This window comes from Burkholderia singularis (assembly GCF_900176645.1).
Lineage (GTDB): Bacteria > Pseudomonadota > Gammaproteobacteria > Burkholderiales > Burkholderiaceae > Burkholderia > Burkholderia singularis.
The window spans coordinates 1-24,481 of record NZ_FXAN01000113.1 but is presented as its reverse complement, the minus strand read 5'-3'; the positions used below and the strand labels follow the sequence as shown (position 1 = coordinate 24,481).

Here is a 24,481-nt window from a genome sequence, read left to right as displayed (position 1 = left end):
AAGCCGCAAGCCGCAAGCCGCAAGCCGCAAGCCGCAAGCCGCAAGCCGCAAGCCGCAAGCCGCAAGCCGCAAGCCGCAAGCCGCAAGCCGCAAGCCGCAAGCCGCAAGCCGCAAGCCGCAAGCCCCAGCGCCTCGCGAACCCAATCTCAAATCCAAGGCCCAAAAAACGCGACATTCGATCTCGACGGATGCCGCGTTTTTTGTTCCAAACCGTCATCGCGCGAATTGCCCGGCTCGCGTAGCCGGAACAATCAGAACGTATGCTCGGGCCCCGGGAAGCTGCCGTCCTTCACGGCGCGCACATACGCTTCGACCGCCGCGAGCAGGTTCGGCTGCCCTTGCATGAAATCCTTGACGAAGCGCGGCCGCTTGCCGGGGAACACGCCCAGCATGTCGTGCAGCACGAGCACTTGGCCCGAGCAGTCCACACCCGCGCCGATGCCGATCGTCGGAATTCTCAACTCGCGCGTGACCTCGGCCGCGACGAGTGCCGGCACCGCCTCCAGCACGACGAGCTGCGCGCCCGCCTGTTCGAGCGCGTGCGCGTCGCGCAGCAGTTGCGCCGCGCCGGCTTCGGTTTTGCCCTGCACCTTGAAGCCGCCGAATGCGTGTACCGACTGCGGCGTGAGCCCGATATGCGCGCAAACCGGCACTGCGCGCTCGACGAGGAAGCGCACCGTGTCGGCAAGCCATTCGCCGCCCTCGAGCTTGATCATCTGCGCGCCCGCGCGCATCAGCTTGACCGAACTTGCGAACGCGTCGGCAGGCGTGCCGTAGGTGCCGAACGGCAGATCGGCGGCAATCAGCGCGCGCGGCTGCGCGCGCGCGACGCTGGCGGTGTGGTAGGCGATGTCGTCGAGCGTGACGGGCAGCGTCGTGGTGTGTCCTTGCAGCACGTTGCCGAGCGAATCGCCGATCAGCAGCACGTCGACGCCCGCGCGGTCGAGCAGCGCGGCGAAGCTCGCGTCGTAGCAGGTGAGCATCGCGATTTTCTCGCCCGCATCGCGCATTGCCTGCAGCTTGGGCACCGTGACGGCCGGTCGGCTGGATTCCTGGAGATAGGTCATGAGAGGTCCGATTCGTTGGTATAGGATCTGACGAGGCGCGGCATCGGCTCGTGCCGCGCGCTGTCAGCGGTCGCCGCCGCCTTTGACGAAGGATTCCTTGCGACCGCGCATCGTGGCGATGCGATCGGCGAGCAGCGCGAGATCCTCCGGGGAATCGAGCGGGTTCAGGTGCTCGGCCGCGACAGTCAAGACGGGCGTGCGGTCGTAGTGATAGAAGAATTCGTTGTATGCGTCGCAGAGCGAGCGCAGGTACGCATCGCCGATTTGCTGCTCCATCGGCTCGCCGCGTTTCTGTATCCGCGCGAACAGCACCTCGGGGCTCGCCTGCAGATAGACGACGAGATCGGGCGCGATCGCCGGCGCGTTTAAATGCGAGGCGAGCGCGCGATAGAGCTGCCATTCGTCGTCGGGCAGCGTGAGTCGCGCAAAGATATCGTTCTTCTGCGGAAGGAAGTCCGCGACGATCGGCGCATGCGCTTGGTATGCGGCGGCAAGCTCGTGTGCTTGACGCTCGCGTTGCAGCGCGAACGCGAGCTGCGTGGGCAGCGCGTAGCGCGCGTTGTCCCGATAGAAGCGCTCGAGAAACGGGTTGTCCTGCGGGCGCTCGAGCAGCGTGCGCATCGACCAGCGCTCGGCGAGCAGCGTCGCGAGCGTCGTCTTGCCGACGCCGATCGGCCCTTCGATCGCCAGATAACGGCACGGCGGCCGCGAGTCGGGGGCGGTGACGGTAAGCGGTATCGCGTTCATCGGCAGCGGTTCTTTTCGTCGGCGGCGCGCATCGCCATGCACTGGCAGGTTTGGACTTTCTCGATACGCTGATCCGCGACGGCCGCGAGAAATGCGTCCGCGCGCCCAAGCGCGGGGATCACGAGCGTCGGATCGAGTTCGACGAGCGGCACGAGCGCGAACGCGCGCCCGGTTAACCGGGGATGCGGGACGACGAGATCGGGCTCGTCGATCGTGAGATCGCCGTATAGCAGGATGTCGATGTCGAGCGTGCGCGGCGCGTTGCGGTACGGCCGCTCGCGGCCGAAGTGATGCTCGATCTTCTGGCACAGCGCGAGGAGCGCAGGCGCGGCGAGCACCGTGTCGATTTTCACGACGCAGTTGTAGTAATCGCCGCCGTCTGCATCGACGGGCGCCGTCCGGTACAGGCTCGACTTGTCGAGCACCACGATGGAGTGCTGCTGCGCGAGGCACACCACCGCGTCTTTCAAGGCCTGGCGCGCATCGCCGAGGTTGGCGCCCAGGCCGAGATAAGCAACCGTCATCGCTTCCCTTCCTACGTCGTTCGACCGCGAACGTCAGTCGTTTGCGTCGGATTCACCGTGCGCGGCGACGTCTTCTGCCGTGCGCCGTCCGCGCCCGCCGCGCCGCCGCCGCTTGCGCGGCGTCTTGTCCCGGCTGCCCTGCGACAGAAGCGTTTCGCGTTCGGCGGCGTCGCCCTCGATGAAATCCGTCCACCACTGGCCGATGGCGGGATCGAGTTCGCCGGATTCGCAGCGCAGCAGGAGGAAATCATACCCCGCTCTGAATCTTTGGTGTTCGAGCAGCTTCAGTGCGCTGCGGCCCGAGCGTTTCTCGAGTCTTAACTGCAGCCCCCAGATCTCGCGCATGTCGGCCGAGTAGCGCTTGTGGATCGCGAGCTTCTCGGTCTGCATGTCGAGCACGTCGTCCATCGCGCGGCTTAACGCGGGCACCGGATATTCGCCGTTCGCCGCGTATTGCTCCCAGCGCTGGCGCATGTCGTGCCAGAGCAGCGTCGCGAACAGGAAGCCGGGCGATACCGGCTTGCCCGCGCGCACGCGCGCATCGGTGTTGTTGAGCGCGAGCGTGATGAATTTCTCGCCTTGCGGCTGTTCGAGCACGACGTCGAGCAGCGGCAGCAGGCCGTGATGCAGGCCTTCGCTGCGCAACCGTTGCAGGCACGCGAGCGCGTGGCCCGACAGCAGCAGCTTCAGCATTTCGTCGAACAACCGTGCGGCCGGCACGTTGTTGATGAGTTCCGCGAGTTCCTGAATCGGCGCGCGCGTCTTCGCTTCGATCTCGAAGCCGAGCTTCGCCGCGAAGCGCACGACGCGCAGCATCCGTACCGGGTCCTCGCGAAAACGTGTCGCCGGATCGCCGATCATCCGCAGCAGGCGCGCGCGCATGTCGACCATCCCGTTGTGATAGTCGAGCACGGTTTGCGTCGTCGGGTCGTAGTACATCGCGTTGATCGTGAAGTCGCGCCGCGCCGCGTCCTCGTGCTGCTCGCCCCAGACGTTGTCGCGCAGCACGCGCCCGCTCGCGTCGACTGCGTGCGTGCGGCGGTCGAGTTCGTCGCGCTTCAGGCGCCTCGCGCCCGCGGCATGCGGCGCCCGCCCCGTCGGAGCGTCGCCCGGCGACGGCTCTTGCGGAGTATCGACGAGCGCGCGGAACGTCGACACCTCGATCAATTCCTGCCCGAACTGCACATGGACGATCTGGAAGCGCCGGCCGATCAGCCGCGCGCGGCGAAACAGCTGCTGGACCTCGGTGGGCGTCGCGTTGGTGGCGACGTCGAAATCCTTCGGCGCGATGCCGAGTAGCAGGTCGCGCACCGCGCCGCCGACGATGAACGCGCGGAAGCCGGCTTGCTGGAGGGTGTCGGTGACGCGAATCGCGTTTTTCGAGATGAGCGACGGATCGATGCCGTGCACGCTCGCGGGGACGACGGTCGGCTCGCCGCCGCCGGCATTCTTCGTCTTGCCGCGCACGGATTTGGCGCGGCGTGCGGTCGCAGCGGATGCCGTCGACGGAATGTCGGACGGCGTAGCGCCCCGGTGATCGGGTGCGTCCCCCGACGGGTCTTTCTTCGGCGTGTCCTGTCCGAACAGCTTGCGGATGAGTTTCTTGATCACGACGGTTGGAATAGATCGAGGATGCGCCAGCCGTGTTCGCTTGCATGGGCGCGCAGCGTATCGTCGGGATTGGTCGCGATCGGGTCGGTAACTTTTTCGAGAAGCGGGATGTCGTTGTGCGAATCGCTATAGAAATAGCTGCGCTCGAAGTCGTCCCAGCGTTTGCCGAGCGACGCGAGCCACGCGTCGGTGCGCAGGATCTTGCCTTCGCGATAGCTCGGGGTGCCTTTTGCGCGGCCGGTGAGCGCCGAATCCGGATGGCCGTCGACCGTTTCCACTTCGCAGGCGATCAACGTATCGACGCCGAACGCGGTGGCGATCGGGCGCGTGATGAATTCGTTGGTTGCGGTGACGATGCAGCAGAGGTCGCCCGCGTCCTGGTGCCGGCGCACGAGTTCGATCGCGGCGGGCAGCATCGCGGGGCGGATCACTTCGTGCATGAACTGATCGTGCCACGCGCGAAGCTGCGCGCGCGAGTATTTTGCGAGCGGCGCGAGCATCGCCGCCAGGTATGCGTGGATGTCGAGCTTGCCCGCTTGATAGTCGGCGAAGAAGCGGTCGTTCTGGCGCGAAAAGCTGTCGGCCTCGACGATGCCGAGCCTGACCATGAAGCGGCCCCATTCGTGGTCGCTGTCGGTCGGGATCAGCGTGTGATCCAGGTCAAAAAGTGCCAAATTAGTCATGGAGACGCATTTTACTTGAAGCTACTTGAACCGGCCGGAAGCTGCCCGTCCGGGCGGCGCTTCGTCGTGCTCGGGCGCGGCCAGCATCGCGCGCAAAAGCGGCAGCGTCACCGCGCGCTTTTGCTCGAGCGAGAAGCGGTCGAGCGCGTCGAGCAGCGCCATCAGGCTGGGCATGTCGCGACGGAAATGGGTGAGCAGATAGGCGGGCACGTCGTCGGCGAGCACCAGGCCGCGCTCCTTCGCCGCGTGCTTGAGCACGGCCGTTTTGCCTTCGTCCGGCAACGGCGCGAGATGGAACACGAGCCCCCAGCCGAGCCGCGTGCGCAGATCCTCGCGCACGGCGAGCGCGAGCGGCGCGGCGTTGCCCGCCGCGACGAACGCGCAGCCCGGATGCGCGCGCACTTCGTTGAACAGATTGAAAAGCGCGATCTGCTGCGCGTCGTTCATCGCGTCGCAATCGTCGATCGCATAGATCGACACGCGCGGATCGAACGAGAACGCGCCGAGCCCGCTTTGCGGCGTCAGATAGCGCGCGTTGCCATACGAGGCGTCGTGCACGAGCGCCTGCAACAGATGGCTGCGGCCGCTGCCCGACTCGCCCCACACGTAGAACGACCGGTCCGGCACGGGCCCGGCGGCGAGCGCGAGATCGAGCTTTTGCAGGCGTGTGACAAGCTCGGTGTTGTCGCCGACGAAGAAATTGTCCAGCGTCGCGGGCGGCGGCGTGCCGAGATCGAGCGTCAGTTGACGGGAGGCAGTCACGGTGCGGATCGGATCGGGTAAGGCTGTCCGGCGGGCGGCGCGTTCGGTCGCCCGTTCGACGCCCGGCCGGCTTCGGGTAAAATCGCATTTTACCGACCTTCTCGCATTTCCCCATGAATCCTCCGAAATCCGCTCCCGATGCCCAGGGCCTGTCCTACCGCGATGCCGGCGTCGATATCGATGCCGGCGACGCGCTCGTCGACAAGATCAAGCCCTTTGCGAAGAAAACCCTGCGCGACGGCGTGCTCGGCGGCATCGGCGGGTTCGGCGCGCTGTTCGAGGTGCCGAAGAAATATCGTGAGCCCGTGCTCGTGTCGGGCACCGACGGCGTCGGCACGAAGCTCAAGCTCGCGTTTCATCTGAACAAACACGATACGGTCGGCCAGGATCTCGTCGCGATGAGCGTCAACGACATCCTCGTGCAAGGCGCCGAGCCGCTGTTCTTCCTCGATTACTTCGCCTGCGGCAAGCTCGACGTCGATACGGCGGCGACCGTCGTCAAGGGCATCGCGCAAGGTTGCGAGCTGTCGGGCTGCGCGCTGATCGGCGGCGAGACGGCCGAGATGCCGGGCATGTATCCGGACGGCGAATACGATCTGGCGGGCTTCGCGGTGGGCGCGGTCGAGAAGAGCAAGATCATCGACGGCAGTACGATTGCTGCGGGCGACGTGGTGCTCGGTCTTGCGTCGAGCGGCATCCATTCGAATGGCTTCTCGCTGGTGCGCAAGATCATCGAGCGTGCCAATCCGGATCTGTCCGCCGATTTCCACGGCCGCTCGCTTGCCGATGCGCTGATGGCGCCGACCCGCATCTACGTGAAGCCGCTGCTCGCGCTGATGGAGAAGATCGCGGTGAAGGGGATGGCGCACATCACGGGCGGCGGCCTGGTCGAGAACATCCCGCGCGTGCTGCGCGCAGGCCTGACCGCCGAGCTTGACCAGCAGGCGTGGCCGCTGCCGCCGCTGTTCCAGTGGCTGCAACAGCACGGCAGCGTTGCCGATGCGGAGATGCACCGCGTGTTCAACTGCGGGATCGGGATGGCCGTGATCGTCGCGGCAGCCGACGCCGAGACGGCGATCGCCGAGCTGACGGCAGCCGGCGAACAGGTCTGGAAGATCGGCGCGGTGCGCGAGAGCCGCGACGGCGAGGCGCAGACGGTAGTGGTCTGAGATTGTCGGGCGGCGCGGCGTTGAAGTTGCACCGTGCCGCCGGATGAATGGAGGGGCGCTCCGGTTTAGGCAAACTGCGGCGCCGACGTAAAAAACCCGGTTCAGTACGAACCGGGTTTTTTATTCGCGTTTCATTCGCGGCATGCGCGGGCGGCGCAAGCGGCGATGCCGGCGTCAGCGGGCGTGCGGCGCGTCCAGCACCCGTTCGAGCGCATCGAGCGCCCGCGCGGTCGCATCCGCCGCGCAGCAATCGACGACGATACGCTCCGGCATCGCGCGCAGCCACGTCAATTGCCGCTTGCAGAGCTGGCGGGTGGCGAAGATGCCGGTGTCGCGCATCGTTTGATAATCGATTTCGCCGTCGAGATACGCCCATGCTTGCCGGTAGCCGACGCAGCGCATCGACGGCAGCCCCGGATGCAGATCGTCGCGCCGGCGCAGCCGCTCGACTTCGTCGATGAAGCCGGCCGCCAGCATTGCGTCGAAGCGCGCGGCGATTCGCGCGTGCAACACCGCGCGTTCCGACGGCTCGAGCGCAACGGGCACGAAGCGCACACGCATTGCGTCGCGGCCGTCATCGGGGGCGGCGGGCGTTGCGGCGAGGAGCGCCGACATTGGCCGTCCGGTCAACAAATAGACTTCGAGCGCGCGCTGAATCCGTTGCGAATCGTTCGGCGCGAGCCGGGCCGCCGTGGTCGGATCGACTTGCGCGAGCCGCGCGTGCAACGCGGGCCAGCCGTCGCGTGCGGCTTCGCCGTCGAGCGTCGCGCGCACGCCGGGATCGGCCGCGGGCAACTCGTTCAACCCTTGCGTGAGCGCCTTGTAGTAGAGCATCGTGCCGCCCGCGAGGATGGGCGTGCGGCCGCGCGCGGCGATGTCGGCGATCAGGCGCAGCGCGTCGGCGCGGAAGGCGGCGGCCGAGTAGGCGTCGGCCGGATCGACGATATCGATCAGATGATGCGGGACGGCCGCGCGTTCGGCGGGCGTCGGCTTCGCGGTGCCGATGTCCATCCCACGGTAGACGAGTGCGGAATCGACGCTGATGATCTCGATCGGACGGCGAGCGGCGAGCGCGAGCGCGGCGGCGGTCTTGCCGGATGCGGTCGGCCCGAGCAGGCATGCGACCGTTCCGACGGGGGCGGCAACGCTTGCGCTCATTGGCCGCGCATGAAGAGCCGGTCGAGATCGCCGAGCGTGAGCTGATACCAGGTCGGCCGGCCGTGGTTGCACTGGTCGGCGCGTTCGGTCGCTTCCATCTGCCGCAGCAGCGCATTCATCTCGTCGAGCGTCAGGCGCCGATTCGCGCGTACCGCGTGATGGCACGCGAGCGTGCCGAGCAGTTCGTGTTGCCGCTCGGTCAGCACGCGCGAGCCGCCGAACGCGTGCAGATCGGCAAGCACCGCGCGCGCGAGCGCGGGCAAGTCGGCGTCCTTCAGCAGCGCGGGCACCGCGCGGATCGCGAGCGTCGTCGGCGACAGCACCGCGAGGTCGAAGCCGAGCGCATCGAGCGTTTCGCGTTCTTCGTCGACCGTGCCGATCTCCACCGGCGTAGCCGTCATCGAAACCGGAATCAGCAGCGTTTGCACCGCGAGCGCGCGGTTGGCGAGCGCGGCCTTGAACTGCTCGTAGAGAATCCGCTCGTGTGCCGCGTGCATGTCGACGATCACGAGGCCGCGCGCGTTCTGCGCGAGCACGTAGATGCCGTGGATTTGGCCGATGGCGAAGCCGAGCGGCTGCTCGTGCTCGTCGAAGGCGGCGGGGGTGGACGACGGCGCTGGCCACGCGGGCGACGCAATGCCCGGCGCGCCGCCGGGCCATGCTTGCGCGGGCGCTTCGTCGCGCGCTTCCAGTGCCGCGCTGTCTGTTGCCGCGCCCGGTTCCTTGCGGCCGAACAGCGCATCGTACAGCGCGAGCGGCTGCGCAACGGGCAGCGTGCCTTGCGTCATCCGCGATTGCCGCAGCCAGGTATTGCCGGGCGACGGATGGCCGGCCGGGCTGCCGCCCGATGGCTGGCCCGCGCCGTGCATGGCAGGGCTCGGTCGCACGAATGCCGTGCCCGTGGCGTCGGCCCCGGTTGCTTGCGTTGCCTCCAGGTGCGCCGCGTGCCCGCCCGCCGTCGTTTCGGGGGACGCGCCCGCATGCCGCGCGAGGGCGCGCTGGACCGCGTGAAAAACGAACTGATGGATTGAGCGCGAATCGCGAAAGCGCACTTCGATCTTCGACGGATGCACGTTCACGTCGACGGCCTCCGGCGGCAGATCGAGGAACAGCACATACGACGGGTAACGGTCGCCGTGCAACACGTCCTCGTAGGCGGCGCGCACCGCGTGCGTGAGCAGTTTGTCGCGCACGAAGCGGCCGTTGACGAAAAAGTATTGCTGATCCGCTCGGCCGCGGCTCGCGGTCGGCAGGCCCGCGCAGCCGTAGACGGCAAGCGGCCCTGCGCGCTCGTCAAGCGGCAGATGGGCGCTCGCGAAGCCTTCGCCGAGAATTTTCGCGACGCGCGCCGCGGGCTCGCTCGCATTCCAGTGCTCGACCGCACGGCCGTTGTGCAGCACCGAGATCGCGACATCCGGCCGCGCGAGCGCGGCGCGGCGGATCATCTCGATGCAATGACCGAATTCGGTCTGCTCGCTTTTCAGGAATTTGCGGCGCGCGGGCGTGCTGAAGTACAGCTCGCGCACCTCGATCGTCGTGCCGCGCGAGCCGGCCGCGGGCGTGAGCGCGCCCGTCTGCGCGTCGATTTTCGTCGCATGCGGCGCGTCCTCGGTGCGGCTCGTGATGAACATCTCGGCGACCGACGCGATCGACGCGAGCGCTTCGCCACGGAACCCGAGCGTGGCGACCGCCTCCAGCTCGGCGAGCGAGCGGATTTTGCTGGTCGCGTGGCGCATCAGCGCGAGCGGCAACTCGTCGGCGGGGATGCCGCAGCCGTCGTCGGTGATCGAAATGCGTTTGACGCCACCTTCGTCGAGCACGATACGCAGTATGCTTGCGCCGGCATCGAGCGCGTTTTCGAGCAGTTCCTTGACGACGGACGCGGGGCGCTCGACGACCTCGCCCGCGGCGATCTGGCTGATCAACTGGTCGGGCAACGGCTGGATCGCGCGCGGCGGGCGCGCAGCGGACGCGGGGGCGGCTGGCGCAGCGGATGCGGCACTCACGCTGCCGGGGGCGGATTCGGCGAATTCGGACATGGCGGAATTATAGCGATGCCGCCGCCCGGCGTCGGCCGCCGCCCGGCGGCGCGATCGCTCGGAGCGTGGCCGCCGTGGGGCCCGATCGCTTGGCGCGCGCCGTCACACTACGACCAAATTTCACGGTCCCTTAAGGCACTTTCGGTATCATGACAACGCGGATTTTTAGCCTCCGGCCGCGGTGGCCGGCACGCGCTCACCGTTACGACACAACAAGGAAACGCATTTGGAAACGCTGTTACATTTCGTCAATCTCGTCCTGCACATCGATACGTTCCTCGGCGATTTCATCCGGCAATATGGTGCCTGGGTTTATCTGGTGCTGTTTCTCATCGTTTTCTGCGAAACCGGGCTCGTGATCTTTCCGTTCCTGCCGGGCGATTCGCTCCTGTTCATCGGCGGCGCGTTTGCCGCGACGGGCGAGATGTCGCTGGCGGGCTTGATCGTGCTGTTGCTCGTCGCGGCCGTGGGAGGCAACACGGTCAACTATCTGATCGGCCGCAAGATCGGGCCGAAGGTGTTCAATACGCACATTCCGGGGATCGAGCGCTTCCTCGATCGCGCAGCGCTGCAGAAAACCCACGATTTCTACGCGCGGCACGGCGGCAAGACCATCGTGCTTGCGCGTTTCATTCCGGTCGTGCGCACGTTCGCGCCGTTCGTCGCGGGCGCCTCGGAGATGAGCGCCGCGCGCTTTCAGCTCTTCAACGTGATCGGTGCGCTGGTCTGGGTGCTGCTCCTCGTGTTGCTCGGCTACTTCTTCGGCAACATTCCGTTCATTCGCCAGTATCTGAACGTGATCGTGCTCGTCGGGGTGGGTGCCGCGGTGATCCCGGTCGCGCTTGGCGCGCTATGGAAACTGCTGCGCCGCAAGTCGGACAAGCGTCGCGCATAACGCCGGCGCCGACACGGGCCGGCGCCCGGTAAGCGGGCCGCCCGCAGCGTGTGCCGGGTGACCGGGGCGGGCGGCCCGCCCGCGGCTGGGGCGCAGGCGCGCCCGCTCGTCGGCCGCTCGCGTCACGACGCCGTGCGATGCGCGACCGGCGTTTCCGGCGTCGGGTAGCTGGCGTTGCGGAATGTATCGAGAATCGCGCGATTGACGTCGCAATACACTTGCCAGTAGTGCGACGGATGCGCGAACGGCCGCACGAACAATAGCGGCCCTTCCGGCGTAAACGACAAAATGCCGATATCGGGCGCCGGCGTCGCGACGACGTTCGGCACTTGTTTGATCGCCGCTCTCAGGCGCTCGATCGCATCGTCCGGATCGACGCCGTTTGCAATCTTCGCGCTCAGGTCCACTCGCCGCATCGATGTCGCGCTGTAGTTCGAGATGTTGTCCGAGAAGATCTTGTTGTTGCCGACGAGCGTGACCACGTTGTCGGCCGTGATGATCGTCGTGACGAACAGCCCCAGCTCCTTGACCGTGCCGGTCACGCCGCCGGCCGAGATCAGGTCGCCCACCTTGAAAGGGCGCAGCACCTGCATGAACACGCCGGCCGCGAAGTGCGCGAGCAGGCCGCCCCACGCCGTGCCGACCGCGAGGCCGAGGCCCGCAAGCAACGCAGCGAACGAAGTCGTCTGCACGCCGAACACTTGCAGGATCGCGAGCACCAGCAGCAGCGTGAGCAATACGCTGACGACCGACGTCAGATACTCCGACAACGTCGGATCGACTTTGCCGCTGTTGCGGATGAGCTTGCCGAGCAGATTCGTGGCGATCCTGATCGCCCAGCGCCCGACGATCCAGAGTGCGATCGACGCGATGACTTCGAGACCGAAATCGACGCCGCGAGTGAGAATGAAAGTTTGAATGGAAGTGAGATCCAGGTTCAAGATCAAAACTCCAGAATGGCGGGATGAACCAGGGTGGCCGCGAGACCGTGCAGTCACGCAAGCAACGAAGCCGCGAAAGGAGGCGCCTTTTTTATAGCCGACTCGCGCGGATCGAACAACCTCCCGCGCTGTCAGGGGGCGCGGGCGGCCGGATGGCGCGGCGTGAACGCAAATTGCCGGATGTCGCCGCGTCGTGCGACGATCGCGGTGCTTTCCGGAATCGATTCCCACGCATCGGGCAGCTCGACGAGCGGCTCGGACACGATGAGGAACGCGTCGTCTCCAACCGCCAGGATGCGCGGATCATGCGGATAGAGCTCGTGCAGATGGCGAAACGATGTGCTGTGAAAGAGCGTGCGCGAGTCGCGCTCGCTCGAATAGCGCACCGCGATGATCTGCTCGCCGTTTGTCGCGCAGACGGTCATGTTGAGCGGTGTGTCGACGCGGTGGCGCGCGGCCGCCTCTTCGATCGCGCCCGCCATGCGTTCGAGCGCGGGCAGCGGCGCCTGTTCCAGTCCGAACGTCAGCGCGAGATGGAACATCACTTCCGAATCGGTCGAACCCTCGATCGACGGGAAAAGCGCGGGATCGATGCGCATCATCAGATCGCGCCGCAACGTGTGATAGCGGCGGATCAGCCCGTTGTGCATGAATAGCCAACGGCCGTGGCGAAACGGATGACAGTTGGTCTCCTGCGCGGGCGTATCGGTTGCCGAGCGGATATGCGCGACGAAATGCGGCGAGCGGATCGCGCGCGCCGCTTCGCGCAGATTACGGTCATTCCACGCGGGACTCACGCTGCGGTAGCGGAACGGAATTTCATCAGGCTGCCCATACCAGCCGATTCCGAAGCCGTCGCCGTTGGTCGTCGTCGCGCCCAGCCGCGAATGCAGGCTCTGGTCGATCAGCGAGTGTTTCGCGCGAAACAGCACGCTTTCGAGTTGAATCGGATTGCCGGTATAGGCGAGCCAGCGACACATCGCGAGTCCCTCCGCCGCGCGTGTTACGTGTTGGAGGTGCGTCCGTATGTGTCTTCGAAACGGACGATGTCGTCCTCGCCGAGATACGCGCCCGACTGCACCTCGATCAACTCGAGCGGAATCTTGCCGGGGTTCTTCAGCCGGTGCGTCGCGCCGAGCGGAATGTAGGTCGACTGGTTCTCGGTCAGGATGATTTCGTTGCCGTCGTTCGTGACGACCGCGGTGCCCTTGACGACGATCCAGTGCTCGGCGCGATGGTGATGCATTTGCAGGCTCAACTGCGCGCCCGGATTGACGACGATGCGCTTGACCTGGAAGCGCTCGCCCTGATCGATGCCTTCATACGAGCCCCACGGCCGGATCACGCGGCGGTGCGTGACGGATTCCTGGTGGCCCGACGCGTTCAGCCATTCGACGACCTTCTTCACGTCCTGCGCCTTGTCGCGGTGCGCGACGAGCACGGCGTCGGCGGTTTCCACGATCACGATGTTCTCGATGCCGATCGCGGCGACCATCCGGTGCTCCGCGCGGATGTACGAATTCTCGACCGATTCGGTGAACACGTCGCCGATCAGCGCGTTGCGCTTGTCGTCGGTCGTGGCGATATCGGCGAGCGCGCTCCACGAGCCGATGTCGTTCCAGCCGAGATTGGCCGCGGCGACGACCGCCGCATGCCCGGTCTTCTCCATCACCGCATAGTCGATCGACACGTTCGGGCTGGCGGCGAACGTTTCCTTGTCGAGCCGCAGGAAGTCGTGGTCGCGATGCGCGGCATCGAGCGCGAGTTCGGCCTGGCGCGCGATGTCGGGGGCGAGACGGCGCAGCTCGTCGAGATAGGTCGATGCCTTCAGCATGAACATCCCGCTGTTCCAGTAGTAGCCGCCGTCGGAGACGAAGCGCTCGGCGGTCGGCGCATCCGGTTTTTCGACGAACGCGTCGACGCGATAGACCTCCGCGCTGCCCGCGAGCGCGGCGCCGCGGCGGATGTAGCCGTAGCCCGTATGCGCCTGCGCGGGCGTGATGCCGAACGTGACGAGATGCTCGTCGGCCGCCACGGTCGCGGCCGTCTGCACGATGTCGACGAATGCGGATTCGTTGTCGATCACGTGATCGGACGGCAGCACGAGCAACAGCGCGTCGGGGGTCTCGCGATAGGCGAGCAGTGCGGCGATCGCGATCGCAGGCGCGGTATTGCGGCCTACCGGTTCGAGCACGATCGACGACGGCGTGACGCCGACTTGGCGAAGCTGTTCGGCGACGAGGAAACGTTGTTCGTTGTTGGTGACCACGATCGGCGCGCGAATGCCGGCGACGTCGCGCACGCGCAACGCAGTCTGCTGGACGAGCGTGTGTTCGCCGGCGAGCTTCAGATACTGCTTCGGATAGCCGCCGCGCGACATGGGCCAGAGCCGCGTGCCGCTGCCGCCGCACAGAATGGTGGGATAAATGTTCATACGTTGCCTCGGATAGGGCCGTGGACCGGCCGGTGCTCGATAATGACGGCGCTATTTTTCATCATTTTCGCTGCTTTGAGGTTTAATAATTGCAACTTCGGTGACGGCGGCCCCACGTAAAGCCGCTCCAAGCATGAAATAACGCGCTCGGGCTGTAGATTGTAAGCTGAACCTAACATTGTGTGACGGGCACGGAATTGGCTGCGAAAAGTGAAGGGATCGGGATGAAACGGGCGTTTTGCGCGTGGTTCGCGGGTTTGGCGATCGGATGCGCTCCGTTCGCGTCGAGCGCCCGGGAGGGTGCGCCGGACACCGCCGGCGCACCGGCGCCCGGTGCTGCGGCAAGCGCGCAGAGTGCCGCCGATGCGGCGGCGGATAACATGCAGGCGGCGATGCGGCGGGGCCGGGATCGGGTGAGTGCGCGGGATTTCGGCGCACTGTGCTCCGGAACGGGCGACGATACGCGGGCATTGCAGGCGGCTGTCGACAGCGGCTCGAGCGTCGAGCTGCCGGGCGGCACCTGTGTCGTGACTGATGCGATTCGCGTGCAGCCCGGCCAGATCGTGCAAGGCAATGGCCGAGGCAGGACGATCGTGCGCGTGTCGGCGCGATTCCGGAAATCCGCGCCGGGCGTGTTCTACACACCGGCCATGGGGCCGGCGTCGAATAATCGCGAAGGGCCGCAATTTCGCGATTTCAAGGTGACGTTTGAGCAACCGGATACGTCGTCGCGCGCCGAGCTGAACGTCTACCCCCCCGCGTTTTATCTGCGCAATGTGCCTCGCTTCACGATGTCCGACATGCAGATCAGCCAAGCGACGGTCGGCATCGACATGCGCGGCGATTCGGGCGGCGCGCGCATCGACAATCTCGAGATGTCTGCATACCGCGTGGGCATCGACATAGACGGCGCAACGGATTCGGTTCGGATCAGTCATCTGCATTTTTGGCCGTTCGACATCACGCAGCGTCAATATGCGATTTGGAACGCCGCGGCGCAGGTGTCGATTCAATCCGGCCGTTGTGACGACATTCACGTCGACAACCTGCTTCAATACGCGAGTCAGCTCAAGTTCATCAAGACTGCGAGCGGCACGACATTCGGCGAGCTGTCCAATCTCAATCTCGATTCCTTCGGCGGCCTGATCGTGCAAGGCGGCTCGTTGGCAATTGCGTCGAGCATTTTTTCGGTCGGCTACCGCGACTATCAGGCGATCAACATGACGGGCGGATACGTGCGCTGTTCTGCTTGCGTGTTCGCGGCGGTCACGCCGCTCGCTCGGCCGATGGTGCAACTGTCCGGCCCCGGCGGCGGATATTTGCAGATCTCCAACGGCCACTTTCGCACGTGGGGCGATATGACGGCCATAGCCGCCAGCGGCACGGGCTGGAACACGCTGATTTTGTCGGGCAGTCAATTCGAAACGGACGCGAATCCGCGCCTGTCTCACCCGGTCGTCGAACTGGGGCCGAACAGCCAGGGCACGATCGTCGGCAATCGGATCATCGGCGTGGGCAGTGGCTCGGGCATGTTCATCGACGTCGCAACCGACGAAAACCACGTGATCGCGAATAACGTCGGCGTGGGCTGGCGGTTCGCATTTCCGCCGACATCGCGTCGCATGACGGCTTTCGGTAACGCGAATGGCGTCGACGGCGGCGTGCCCGGCAATCTGCACGGCGATTTGACGGTGGACGGCGGCATCAGCCATACGGGGCGCGAAGTGGACAAGTCGTACACGTTCGCGATGCCTGCCGATGGGCAAACCGTCACGTTTGCGGCGAAGAGCGGCTCGCTCGTGATGGCGCCGAAAGGCGACCTGCGTGCGTTGCGTATCCAGTTGCCAGCATGCGCGGCGCAATACGATGGGGCCGTGGTGCGCTATACGTCGTCGAAGGCCGTCAGAGCGTTGTCGGTCGATGCGTCGTCGGGTGCGGTCGCGGGGGCGGCGACGTCGCTCGTTCCGGGCACCGGGAACGCCTATCTGTGCCACGGCGGCAATGCGACGTGGTACAGGCTGTATTGATGCGCATCGAATGCTCCGTGGCGATGCGCGCGGGCGCTCACGCGCTGCACCGTTGACGTTATCCGATGCGCGTTGCCCAATGCGAGATCGCATTGCGCGTCCAGCGAAAGATCTTCACGAAGATTCGCGTGCGGTTGCCGCGAATTGTGCCGAGCGGCCGGCGCGCGTGCGGCGCGAGTCGGGTGACCGCAGCCTCCGGCGTGGAGAAGAGGCGCAGGCGCCAGTCCCAATAGAGAGGATAACGGATCAATGCGCCAGCGACGAGCATATCGAGCGACAGCCTTCGCTCGCGCCACGCAAGGGGCGTGATCGCGTCGTGCGTCAGCCCCCATCCGGCGTAGAACGGCAGGCCATAGGTGAAGACGGTTTTGCCGCGCAGTAGCGCGTCGAAACCGGCGAGCGACGATAGCGTGTGAATTTCGTCGGCGATTTCGATCAATGAAAGCAGATCGGCGTGCGTATCGACGACGTCGGCGAGCGTCTGCGCGTCGATCAAGCCCTGCCGGTTGCCGGACAACACATCCGGATGCGGTTTGTAGACGATGAATGCATCGGGACGCCGGATGCGCACCTCGCGCAGCAGCGCGTCGGACGTCGTGATGCCGAGCGTGCCGAATTTGATCGATGCGTCGTCCGCCACCTGGCCGGGCACCAACGCGACGGTCCGGCCGCTCGGCGGCCGCCAGTCGGGCGTGCGCCTGCCGAGATTGTATTTGGTGATGCCGGCTTCGACGATGCTCGCGCGTAGCCTGGCGGCGCGTTGCAGCTCGGATGCGTCGAACTCCGAATGATTGAGGATATCAGTCAAATCGTTCGGTTGGCTCGGATCGAAATACAAGCCGCGTGTGTCGATGACCTGGCTCCACGGCGCGCTCATGTCGGAGCCGAGGCCGTTCGAGTGGATGAAGCCGTCTTCGATCCGGACGCAGTGTATCCCGCCGCCGATGTCGTCCCTGTGACGCGCGCCCCAGAGTGCGGCGTATTCGCCGGTGCGCAGCTCGGACAAACCGCGTATCCAGCGCAGTGTGCCGCCGCCCGCGCTCAGAAACGGCGTGGCGAACGGGCGCTTCCACCACTGGAAGCGAACGCCGGCGATGTGCTCCAACGCGGAAAAACGCACTTCGACCGCATGCTGAAGCTGCACGCAGTCGATCGCAGCATCCAGGGTGCCGGGGCGATGCGTGTGCGGATCGAGATAGCGCGCGAACTGGACGAACACGGCATGGAAGAACGCCGGCAAGGTCGGGCGCGCGGTTCGCTCCGGCATCGGTGCATCGTCGTCGGACAAGCCCCATCCGGCATAGTAGGGCGTGCCGTAGACATGAACCGGCCGCCTCGCGAGTATCGGCAGCACGCCTTCCGAGGCGCTCAGCACATAGACGTGATCGGCGTCGAGCAGCGCCGCCCAGCGGCGATGCGATTGCGTCGGCGTCTGCGCGTCGCGCGGGATCGCTGCGGCCCAGGGCGATGTGAGCCAGGGGCCCGTGCCGGCATCGTTCGAGCGAATGATTTCGAATTGTGCGCCGGGATGGCGTGTGCAGGCGATATCGAGCATCCGCTTGAAGCGTTGTCTGCGCTCGTGGGCCGATGCGGGGTCCAGCGGCGACGTGACGCGCTCGTCGATGAGCGCGACGGTCTGCCCGGCTGCCTGCGCGGGCGGGGTGGCGCCTTGCGGCCCTTCGTGCCTAGGCATGACGCTGCCGCTCATATCGAGCAAGCGGCGCATCAGGCGCGTCGCCAGCGCTTCGGTATCCCAAGTAATCTGGGATTTCAGCGCTTGATCGAGTTGCGCGACGAATGACGTTGCGCCCGACGCGTCGCCGGGCAAGACGAACCACGACAGCAACGGCGCGCGCCGCGCAGGGCGCAGCACGATGGGGCCGGGCCATGCGGCCCGCGACGGGCGCCCGATGCGGCGGGCGATGCGCAGCACGATCCTGCCGCAACGGCTGTCCTGCCATAGCAGATCCGTGCGGCCCTGCACCCAGCACAGCAGCCGTGATCCGCGCGTGATGCCGCGCAAATCGAATTCGGTGTCGTGCGCATGCGGCCGGCGTGTCGCGAAGCGAAACATTTAGCCCAGCGACTCGATGAAGCGATCGACCTTTTCGAAATGTGTCGACCAGGTCGGCGCGCTGAACTGTTCGATTCTCGCAAGCTGCGCGTCGCGCGCGGCGCTCGATGGTTGCATATACGAAACAATCTTCGAAAACCAGCCGGGACCATCGAGCGGATCGAGATAATCGGGGATATCCGATGCGATTTCGCGGAACACGGGAAGATCGCTTGCGATCACCGGGATGCGATGCGCAAGCGCTTCGACGAGCGGCATCCCATAGCCTTCGACAAACGACGGAAACAGCAGCGCCTTCGCATGCTGCAGCCACGCGCGCATTCGCGCATCGGGGCACTGCGCTTGCTCGATGACGAGGCCACGCAGACGCTCGCAGCGTTCGAGCATGTCGACGACGTTTTCACATTCCCAGCCGCGGCGGCCGATCAGAACGAGCCGCGGCGCGGCGTCGCCCAGGCGCTCGGCCAGATCGCGCCAGACATGCAGCATCAGCCAGTGATTCTTGCGCGGCTCGATCGTGCCCAGCATCACGAAGTACGGTTTGTCGAGCGGAGCGGCTTGCGCTGCGCCATGCTCGATGCCGGGCGCCAGATGCGCGACGACGCTTGGCGGCAACCTCAGGCGCGCCTGCCTCGCTTCGCTCGCGATCGAATCGAGCGTTGCTTGCGAGTTGGCGATCAGACCGTCAGCGTGACGCAGCGCCGTATGGATGCGCCGGCGATGAGCATTGCCTACGCCCGGGCGGCAATATTCGGCATGCGTCAGCGGAATCAAGTCGTGCACCATGAATACCGAGCGGATGTTGTGCTTGGCCATCGCGTGATAGTAGCGAGGAAACTCCATACCGGTATGGCTCGTGTGCAACAGGATGCCGCGCTCGATGCGGCGCATGCGCGTGAGCGCAAGTGCCGCCCACGCGCGTATGACGGTGCGGCGAATGAACGGCCGGTCATGCGTGGATGACAACAAGCGGGAAAATATCTGCCGCGAGTCCTGCTCCGTCATGATCGTGAAGAAGCCCTGCTCGCTGACGACGGCACGCGCGCCGTTGCCGTATCGTTGTATATAGGCGAGCCCCACGCGATCGACGCCGGTTGGAATCAGGCCGGCATGCAGGCGTGACAGCAGGCGCGTGATGTCGAGAAGGATGGGCGTCACTCGATTGCGACTCCCTGGCGCAAGGTTGGCGTTGTAGCGGAGCGGGTGTGGCGGGGTGTGTGACCGGTGCGCGGCCGCGCGTTTGAGTCCGATGCCGCAACCGACTGCGATCTCTTTCCATTTCGCACAATGTTTCGCCCGATTTCTATCTGAGACTTTTCTTACGGCATCCCAACGGATGCCGGCTTAAACATAGGCTTTGCCGCTCAAACGCGTTATATATTCGTTGCAAGTTTTCAACCATGTGAAATTGGTGAAGAACCACGCCGCGAAGAATCGTGTAGTGAATTTTGCTTGCTGCATTGCGCACGATATTCGTGATCGACTATTCTATGCGAACGCGCAACGTGCGACAATTTGTGCCGATCCCAAATCTATACTCGTATCAAATGCCATTTACTTTATATCGGGTTCCTCTGTTATTGGCGTACGCTGCGGGTATCGTGGTTCTCACGAGCTGCTCGGCAATTCCGACATCGGGGCCCAGCGCGGCGCGAATTGCGCAGGTCTCAGAATCGCCGAATACGGCGGGCATACAGATCGTGGATCTGACGGATGACGTGACGCGCAAGCTGCTTGCGGAGCGTCGGACCGACGACTTTTCCGGCGCGCTCGGCAATGATCCCGCGTTTCAGCAGCAGCTCGGTATTGGCGACACGATCGAGGTGGTGATTTGGGAAGCGCCCCCGGCGGCGCTATTCGGAGCCGCGGGGCTGACCGATGCGAGAAGCGCGTCGAGTTCTGCGATTGCCGCGCCGGGCAATGCGCGCGCGACGGTGCTGCCGGAGCAGTCGATCGACGCGGACGGAATGATCAGCGTGCCCTTCATCGGCAACGTGAAGGCCGCCGGCCGCACGCCGGTGCAATTGCAGCGCGATATCGTGGCGCGGCTCAAGCGCATCGCGCACGATCCGCAGGTGTTGGTGAGGTTGTCGAAGAATACGACGTCGTATGTGACGGTCGTCGGCGAGGTCGTCAAGAGCGATCGCATGGCGTTGACCGCGCGTGGAGAGCGTCTGCTCGATGCGCTTGCGTCCGCCGGCGGCGTGCGTCAGCCGGTCGACAAGATGACGATCCAGGTGACGCGCGGCAAGACGGTCGCGTCGTTGCCGTTGCAGTCCGTGATTCAAGACCCGAAGCAGAATATTCCGCTGCGCGCGGGTGATGTCGTGACGCTGCTGTACCAGCCGTACAGCTTCACGGCGTTGGGTGCAACGGGCAAGAATCAGGAAGTTCAGTTCGAGGCGCAAGGTATCACGCTCGCTCAAGCGCTGGCACGCGCGAACGGGCTCGACGATTCGCGCTCCGATGCGCGCGGCGTGTTCATTTACCGTCTCGAGGACGCGAAGGCATTGACGTGGCCTTCGCAGCCGGTCCGCACTACGGCCGACGGTAAGGTTCCTGTTATTTATCGGGTCAATCTGCGAGACCCGGAATCGTTTTTCGTTACGCAAAGCTTCATGATGGACAACAAAGACTTGTTGTATATCTCGAACGCTCCGGTCACCGAGCTGCAGAAAATTCTGAACTTGGTGTTCAGCGTAGCCTACCCGGTGACGACCGGCGTACAAACCTTCAGATAGTCGACGATCAGATCGACGTCGTTCCCGCCTCGCATAGCGGCATGGGATTCATGCCGCGGCATTTCGTGCAGGCGGGCGCATGATTCCGACCGGCAGGGTGGTTTGCGGCCCGGCGTGCCTGGGCCGCTCTTTGCCGGATTCGCAGAGAGGGCGGCGGTACGATGCAGACGATACGCAGAGTCGCGCTGACGTGCGATTTCCTTCGAGTCGATTTGAGCAGAGGGAAAGCGGACAACGGCCAATATCGGAATCTGGACTGGCTGGTCCAGATTCTGGGCGTACCCGCATTCGAATCGAAATGGGGCGTGCGTGCCGACGTGATCGTGCCGCCGCTCGACAGCGCGGGATTGCGTGCGTCGCTCACCAGCGATATTCACGCGCAATATCTGGCCGATTCGCCGGCTGCCTGGGCCGCGCTTTACGATGCGGACGATTTGCCGGCGTTTGCGGACACGGTGGCCGCGCTGCTCGAATACGATCTGATCGTCGGTTTCGAATTGCCTCCCGTGCTCAAGCGTCTGCTTGCGCGCGGCGGCAAGACCTATCTGAGTTTGCACATTCATCCGCTGCGGTTTTTGCGCGATCTATGCTTCTACGGATACTCGAATTCGGCTGAAGTTTGCGACATGCTTTCGGCGTTCGGCGTGCCGGATCACGAGATCGCCATGCAGGTTCGTCGGCTGCGTGCGCTTTTTTTCCGTAGACATATTCCAGCCTTCGATGTGCCCGCGCAAACGCCCGTTCTGATTGGGCAAACACCGTGCGATGCCGCTTTGATTCGCGACGGCCGCTTCGTGCAATGGCGTGATTGCCGGCAGAGCCTGGATGCGCAATTGGCCGGATATGACGAAATTTTCTTTCTCGAACATCCGTATGAAGTTAAAAATGGAGCCGTCACGGAATTTCTGCGTTCGGAGCTTGGCAAGAGTGTGACGTCCGTTCGTGCGAACGGATACGGATTTATTTTTTCCAGTTGCGACATTCCGTTTTTTTTATCGTTATCTTCATCGTTAGGGCTCGAAGCCCAACATGCGGGACAGCGATGCGATTTTCTGTTGTCGCATCCGTTAAATAAATTCATGGTACCTGGTATAGATCGCGGTGCATCGGCGATCGGGCATGGCGTTTTGTTCGATGTTTTTTGGGAGCGTTTGCTCGGCCGGGCCGGCGACGAGGTGATTCGGCGCGATGAATCGGATGTCGGCTGTTTTGCGGCCGGCAACAATTATCTGCGCAGCAGTTTGGAATCCTGGGCTTTCCGTGAATTGGACAGAGGAGAGATTCAGCAGACAAGCCGCCGGCGGTTGATCCCGGCGGCCTCGGTGGGCAGCGCGCAGTCGGATCGCGTCGAACTGCGCTCGCAGCGGATGGGCGAGATGGAAGTCGAGCAGCTTCCGCGGCCTTTGCGCATGGGCGAGCGGATCGCATTCGATTTCTCGAAGTCCGCTGTCGAACATTATTTGCTTGATGGTTTTGCCGCACATGAGCCGGACGGTGTTCGGATCGACTGGGGGAGAGCCGTCATGCAAATGCCGCTCGACAAAGCATGCGAACAGGCGATGCTGCGGGGGAAATTGACAGCATCGGTGCCGCGCGAATCGCTTCGATGGCGGCCGACGCTTGCGCTCGACGTCGACGGCAACGAAGTCGACAAGATCGTGTTTGGGCAGGACGACGGCGGCCACCGTTGCATGTCTTTTTGTGCGCCAGTGAACGGTGGGTTGCGCCTGCTTGGTTTTCTCGCGTCGTGGGACGGATGCGACGGAGATGACGAAATGCAAGCGGCCTCGGAATTATCCGGGCCCTTGCTCGTTGCGCTCGAATGTTCGATCGATGTTCAGGATGCCATAGCAGGATCATCGCGCGATGCGGCGGCGGGCTTGCTTGGCTCGTCGACGTAGCATGCATATGAAGCAGGCGCAAGGCGATGTTGTCGGAATGATGAATTAAGGAATGCGATAGAGCTGTTGAAAAATGTTTTAGGCAATGTGCGGCGAGAATGGGCCATGATGCCCCTTCGCTTCGCATGCGAAAGGAGACAGCAAGCAGCAATGAGATACGAAGGATGACGATTGCCGTTTGGCTCAATTCGCAGCCACGGCTCCCAGAGGCGTGAAAAATTGTCTAGCGTAATCATGTTGACTAATACCCGGTACGAGAATATTGCGTCGGCTGCCACACTCGAAGAGATGTTGGTGTACGACGGCGTAGAGTTTGTCTATTGCGCATATCGCACGCTGCTGGGACGGGACCCCGATCAGGAGGGCGCGTCATACTATTTGTCGAGACTGGAAAGCGGCGTCAACAAGCTCCAGATCATCGATCAGCTGTGTTCGTCGCCGGAGATGAAGCAGGAGCGGCGCGCGCTGCCCGGCCTTGAATATGCGATGCTGCATTGGCGCCGTTCCCGGTGGCCACTCGTCGGCAAACTGTTCGGGCCATCCGATGTCGGGCGGTATATTGGCGCGGAGCAGAAATTGCAGCGTGTCGAAAATTCACTCGCCGTGTTGTCGAGCGAGACCGCCACGCATCTGAATCAGGTGAATGCGCGTTTGTCGCATACGCAGGAATTGCTCGAACAATTGCGGGAGATTGTCAATCTGCAGATGCGGCAGTCCCGATACGCGCTGCATGGCGGTGGCCCGGTGCTCGGCCGGACGAATGAACGGTTCGTGTTCAATCTATCCACCAGCCATCACTGGCGTGCGCAACCGGTTGGCATCGTGCGCGTCGAGCGGGAACTCGCAAAATATCTCGCCGATTACGAGAACGTGAGGTTCGCGCTGTGGGATCCCGCCGCGAAGGTATTGCGGGAGCTTGACCGCCGCCACGTGGACAACATTCTGTCCGAACGCTGGTGCGATAACACGGATACCTCCGTTGCCCAGTATCACCACGGGACCTTGCCGCAGCTCGAACTGTCGGGTGCCGACACCTTCGTTTCGATCGGCATCGATTGGGATCTTTCGCCGATTCACGACATCGCAAAATATTTGCGCAAGTACCGCGTGAAGATGGTGGGCTGCTGCTACGACCTGGTGCCGATCCTGTTCCCGGAATTCAGCGCGCGTCAGGAAATGGCGCAAACGTTTCGTCGTCACTTCGTCGATATGGCGCATACGGCGACACAAGTGCTTGCCATCTCGAACACGTCCCGCAAGGACTTGATCAATTTCTGGGAGGAGGCCGGCGTCGAGACGCATTTTCCCGACGTTCACGTCATTCCGCTCGCGGCGCCGGCGCGCGGCGCCGGGCTTCCTCAGTTGAACGAAAAGGATGTCGATACGTTGCGGCACGTGCTGTATCACGGCAAGTACGTGCTATACGTCAGCTCGCTCGAAGCGCGCAAGAACCACCGGCTGCTCGTCAATGTCTGGCGCGAGTTGTATCGCGACCGTGGCGCCGACTGTCCGCAGCTCATCTTCGTCGGCATGAAGGGCTGGGGTATCGACGACATGCTGCATCAGATCGGGCGGATGCCGGTGTTCAAGAATCACAGCAAGATCGTCTGGTTGCAGGGCGTCAGCGACGCCCTGCTGGCGCACCTGTACGCGAACTGCCTGTTCACGGTGTTCCCGAGCATGTACGAAGGGTGGGGGCTGGCGGCGA

At 64.3% G+C, this 24,481-nt stretch carries 19 protein-coding genes; 6 read left to right on the top strand and 13 right to left on the bottom strand.

Annotation, left to right across the window (positions count from 1 at the left end; translation table 11 throughout):
• Positions 1 to 251 precede the first annotated feature (251 nt).
• The 6 genes from panB to hda all read right to left on the bottom strand — a co-directional run bounded on the left by panB (position 252) and on the right by hda (position 5,394).
• Positions 252 to 1,067, bottom strand: coding sequence for a 3-methyl-2-oxobutanoate hydroxymethyltransferase (panB, locus tag BSIN_RS23290; protein ID WP_089342169.1), 816 nt, complete (start codon positions 1,065 to 1,067; stop codon positions 252 to 254).
• 63 nt (positions 1,068 to 1,130) lie between these two features.
• On the bottom strand, positions 1,131 to 1,814 hold the full coding sequence (locus tag BSIN_RS23285) for a deoxynucleoside kinase (RefSeq protein WP_089342168.1): 684 nt from the start codon (positions 1,812 to 1,814) through the stop codon (positions 1,131 to 1,133).
• Positions 1,811 to 2,338, bottom strand: coding sequence for a 2-amino-4-hydroxy-6-hydroxymethyldihydropteridine diphosphokinase (gene folK / locus BSIN_RS23280; RefSeq protein WP_059513316.1), 528 nt, complete (start codon positions 2,336 to 2,338; stop codon positions 1,811 to 1,813). Before folK ends, BSIN_RS23285 begins: the two co-directional genes overlap by 4 nt.
• Positions 2,339 to 2,371: 33 nt before the next feature.
• Entirely contained in the window at positions 2,372 to 3,949 is a 1,578-nt protein-coding gene (gene pcnB, locus BSIN_RS23275; RefSeq protein WP_069233841.1) for a polynucleotide adenylyltransferase PcnB, read from the bottom strand.
• Positions 3,946 to 4,632: a histidinol-phosphatase gene (locus BSIN_RS23270; protein ID WP_059513311.1), complete on the bottom strand. Its 687-nt coding sequence runs from the start codon at positions 4,630 to 4,632 to the stop codon at positions 3,946 to 3,948. Before BSIN_RS23270 ends, pcnB begins: the two co-directional genes overlap by 4 nt.
• A gap of 21 nt (positions 4,633 to 4,653) precedes the next feature.
• Positions 4,654 to 5,394 (bottom strand): DnaA regulatory inactivator Hda, encoded by a 741-nt coding sequence (hda, locus tag BSIN_RS23265; RefSeq protein WP_059513309.1) that lies wholly within the window; start codon positions 5,392 to 5,394, stop codon positions 4,654 to 4,656.
• 113 nt (positions 5,395 to 5,507) lie between these two features.
• Here hda and purM point away from each other — a divergent pair, with 113 nt between their 5' ends.
• Positions 5,508 to 6,563 carry a phosphoribosylformylglycinamidine cyclo-ligase gene (gene purM / locus BSIN_RS23260; RefSeq protein ID WP_089342167.1) on the top strand — a complete coding sequence of 352 codons (1,056 nt, stop codon included), beginning with the start codon at positions 5,508 to 5,510 and terminating at the stop codon, positions 6,561 to 6,563.
• Between the two features lie 174 nt (positions 6,564 to 6,737).
• On the opposite strand, the gene miaA is transcribed toward purM, so the two are convergent.
• Positions 6,738 to 7,721 (bottom strand): tRNA (adenosine(37)-N6)-dimethylallyltransferase MiaA, encoded by a 984-nt coding sequence (gene miaA / locus BSIN_RS23255; protein ID WP_089342166.1) that lies wholly within the window; start codon positions 7,719 to 7,721, stop codon positions 6,738 to 6,740.
• Positions 7,718 to 9,760 carry a DNA mismatch repair endonuclease MutL gene (gene mutL / locus BSIN_RS23250; protein WP_089342165.1) on the bottom strand — a complete coding sequence of 681 codons (2,043 nt, stop codon included), beginning with the start codon at positions 9,758 to 9,760 and terminating at the stop codon, positions 7,718 to 7,720. Before mutL ends, miaA begins: the two co-directional genes overlap by 4 nt.
• A 226-nt stretch (positions 9,761 to 9,986) precedes the next feature.
• On the opposite strand from mutL, the gene BSIN_RS23245 reads away from it, so the two are divergent.
• Positions 9,987 to 10,655, top strand: a complete 669-nt coding sequence (locus BSIN_RS23245) for a VTT domain-containing protein (protein ID WP_059513327.1) — start codon at positions 9,987 to 9,989, stop codon at positions 10,653 to 10,655.
• Between the two features lie 122 nt (positions 10,656 to 10,777).
• On the opposite strand, the gene BSIN_RS23240 is transcribed toward BSIN_RS23245, so the two are convergent.
• The 3 genes from BSIN_RS23240 to BSIN_RS23230 all read right to left on the bottom strand — a co-directional run bounded on the left by BSIN_RS23240 (position 10,778) and on the right by BSIN_RS23230 (position 14,030).
• Positions 10,778 to 11,590: a mechanosensitive ion channel family protein gene (locus tag BSIN_RS23240; RefSeq protein ID WP_089342170.1), complete on the bottom strand. Its 813-nt coding sequence runs from the start codon at positions 11,588 to 11,590 to the stop codon at positions 10,778 to 10,780.
• A 137-nt stretch (positions 11,591 to 11,727) separates the two neighbouring features.
• Positions 11,728 to 12,576, bottom strand: coding sequence for a class II glutamine amidotransferase (locus BSIN_RS23235; RefSeq protein WP_059513301.1), 849 nt, complete (start codon positions 12,574 to 12,576; stop codon positions 11,728 to 11,730).
• 23 nt (positions 12,577 to 12,599) lie between these two features.
• Positions 12,600 to 14,030 (bottom strand): mannose-1-phosphate guanylyltransferase/mannose-6-phosphate isomerase, encoded by a 1,431-nt coding sequence (locus BSIN_RS23230; protein WP_089342164.1) that lies wholly within the window; start codon positions 14,028 to 14,030, stop codon positions 12,600 to 12,602.
• A 224-nt stretch (positions 14,031 to 14,254) separates the two neighbouring features.
• Here BSIN_RS23230 and BSIN_RS23225 point away from each other — a divergent pair, with 224 nt between their 5' ends.
• Complete coding sequence (locus BSIN_RS23225; RefSeq protein ID WP_089342163.1) at positions 14,255 to 16,057, top strand: glycosyl hydrolase family 28-related protein; 1,803 nt, start codon at positions 14,255 to 14,257, stop codon at positions 16,055 to 16,057.
• Positions 16,058 to 16,115: 58 nt separating this feature from the next.
• Here the strand turns inward: BSIN_RS23225 and BSIN_RS23220 are convergent, their stop codons facing one another.
• Together BSIN_RS23220 and BSIN_RS23215 are read right to left on the bottom strand one after the other, a co-directional pair.
• The gene (locus BSIN_RS23220) at positions 16,116 to 18,131 is read right to left on the bottom strand and encodes a capsular polysaccharide export protein, LipB/KpsS family (protein WP_089342162.1); all 2,016 of its coding nucleotides are present in this window, start codon (positions 18,129 to 18,131) and stop codon (positions 16,116 to 16,118) included.
• On the bottom strand, positions 18,132 to 19,289 hold the full coding sequence (locus BSIN_RS23215) for a glycosyltransferase family 4 protein (protein ID WP_089342161.1): 1,158 nt from the start codon (positions 19,287 to 19,289) through the stop codon (positions 18,132 to 18,134).
• A gap of 389 nt (positions 19,290 to 19,678) precedes the next feature.
• Between BSIN_RS23215 and BSIN_RS23210 the strand changes: the two genes are divergently transcribed.
• The 3 genes from BSIN_RS23210 to BSIN_RS23200 all read left to right on the top strand — a co-directional run.
• Complete coding sequence (locus BSIN_RS23210; protein WP_059513322.1) at positions 19,679 to 20,872, top strand: polysaccharide biosynthesis/export family protein; 1,194 nt, start codon at positions 19,679 to 19,681, stop codon at positions 20,870 to 20,872.
• Positions 20,873 to 21,498: 626 nt separating this feature from the next.
• Positions 21,499 to 22,773: a hypothetical protein gene (locus BSIN_RS23205; protein WP_143757531.1), complete on the top strand. Its 1,275-nt coding sequence runs from the start codon at positions 21,499 to 21,501 to the stop codon at positions 22,771 to 22,773.
• Between the two features lie 234 nt (positions 22,774 to 23,007).
• On the top strand, positions 23,008 to 24,481 hold a 1,474-nt coding region (locus BSIN_RS23200), incomplete at its 3' end, for a DUF4214 domain-containing protein (RefSeq protein ID WP_143757530.1).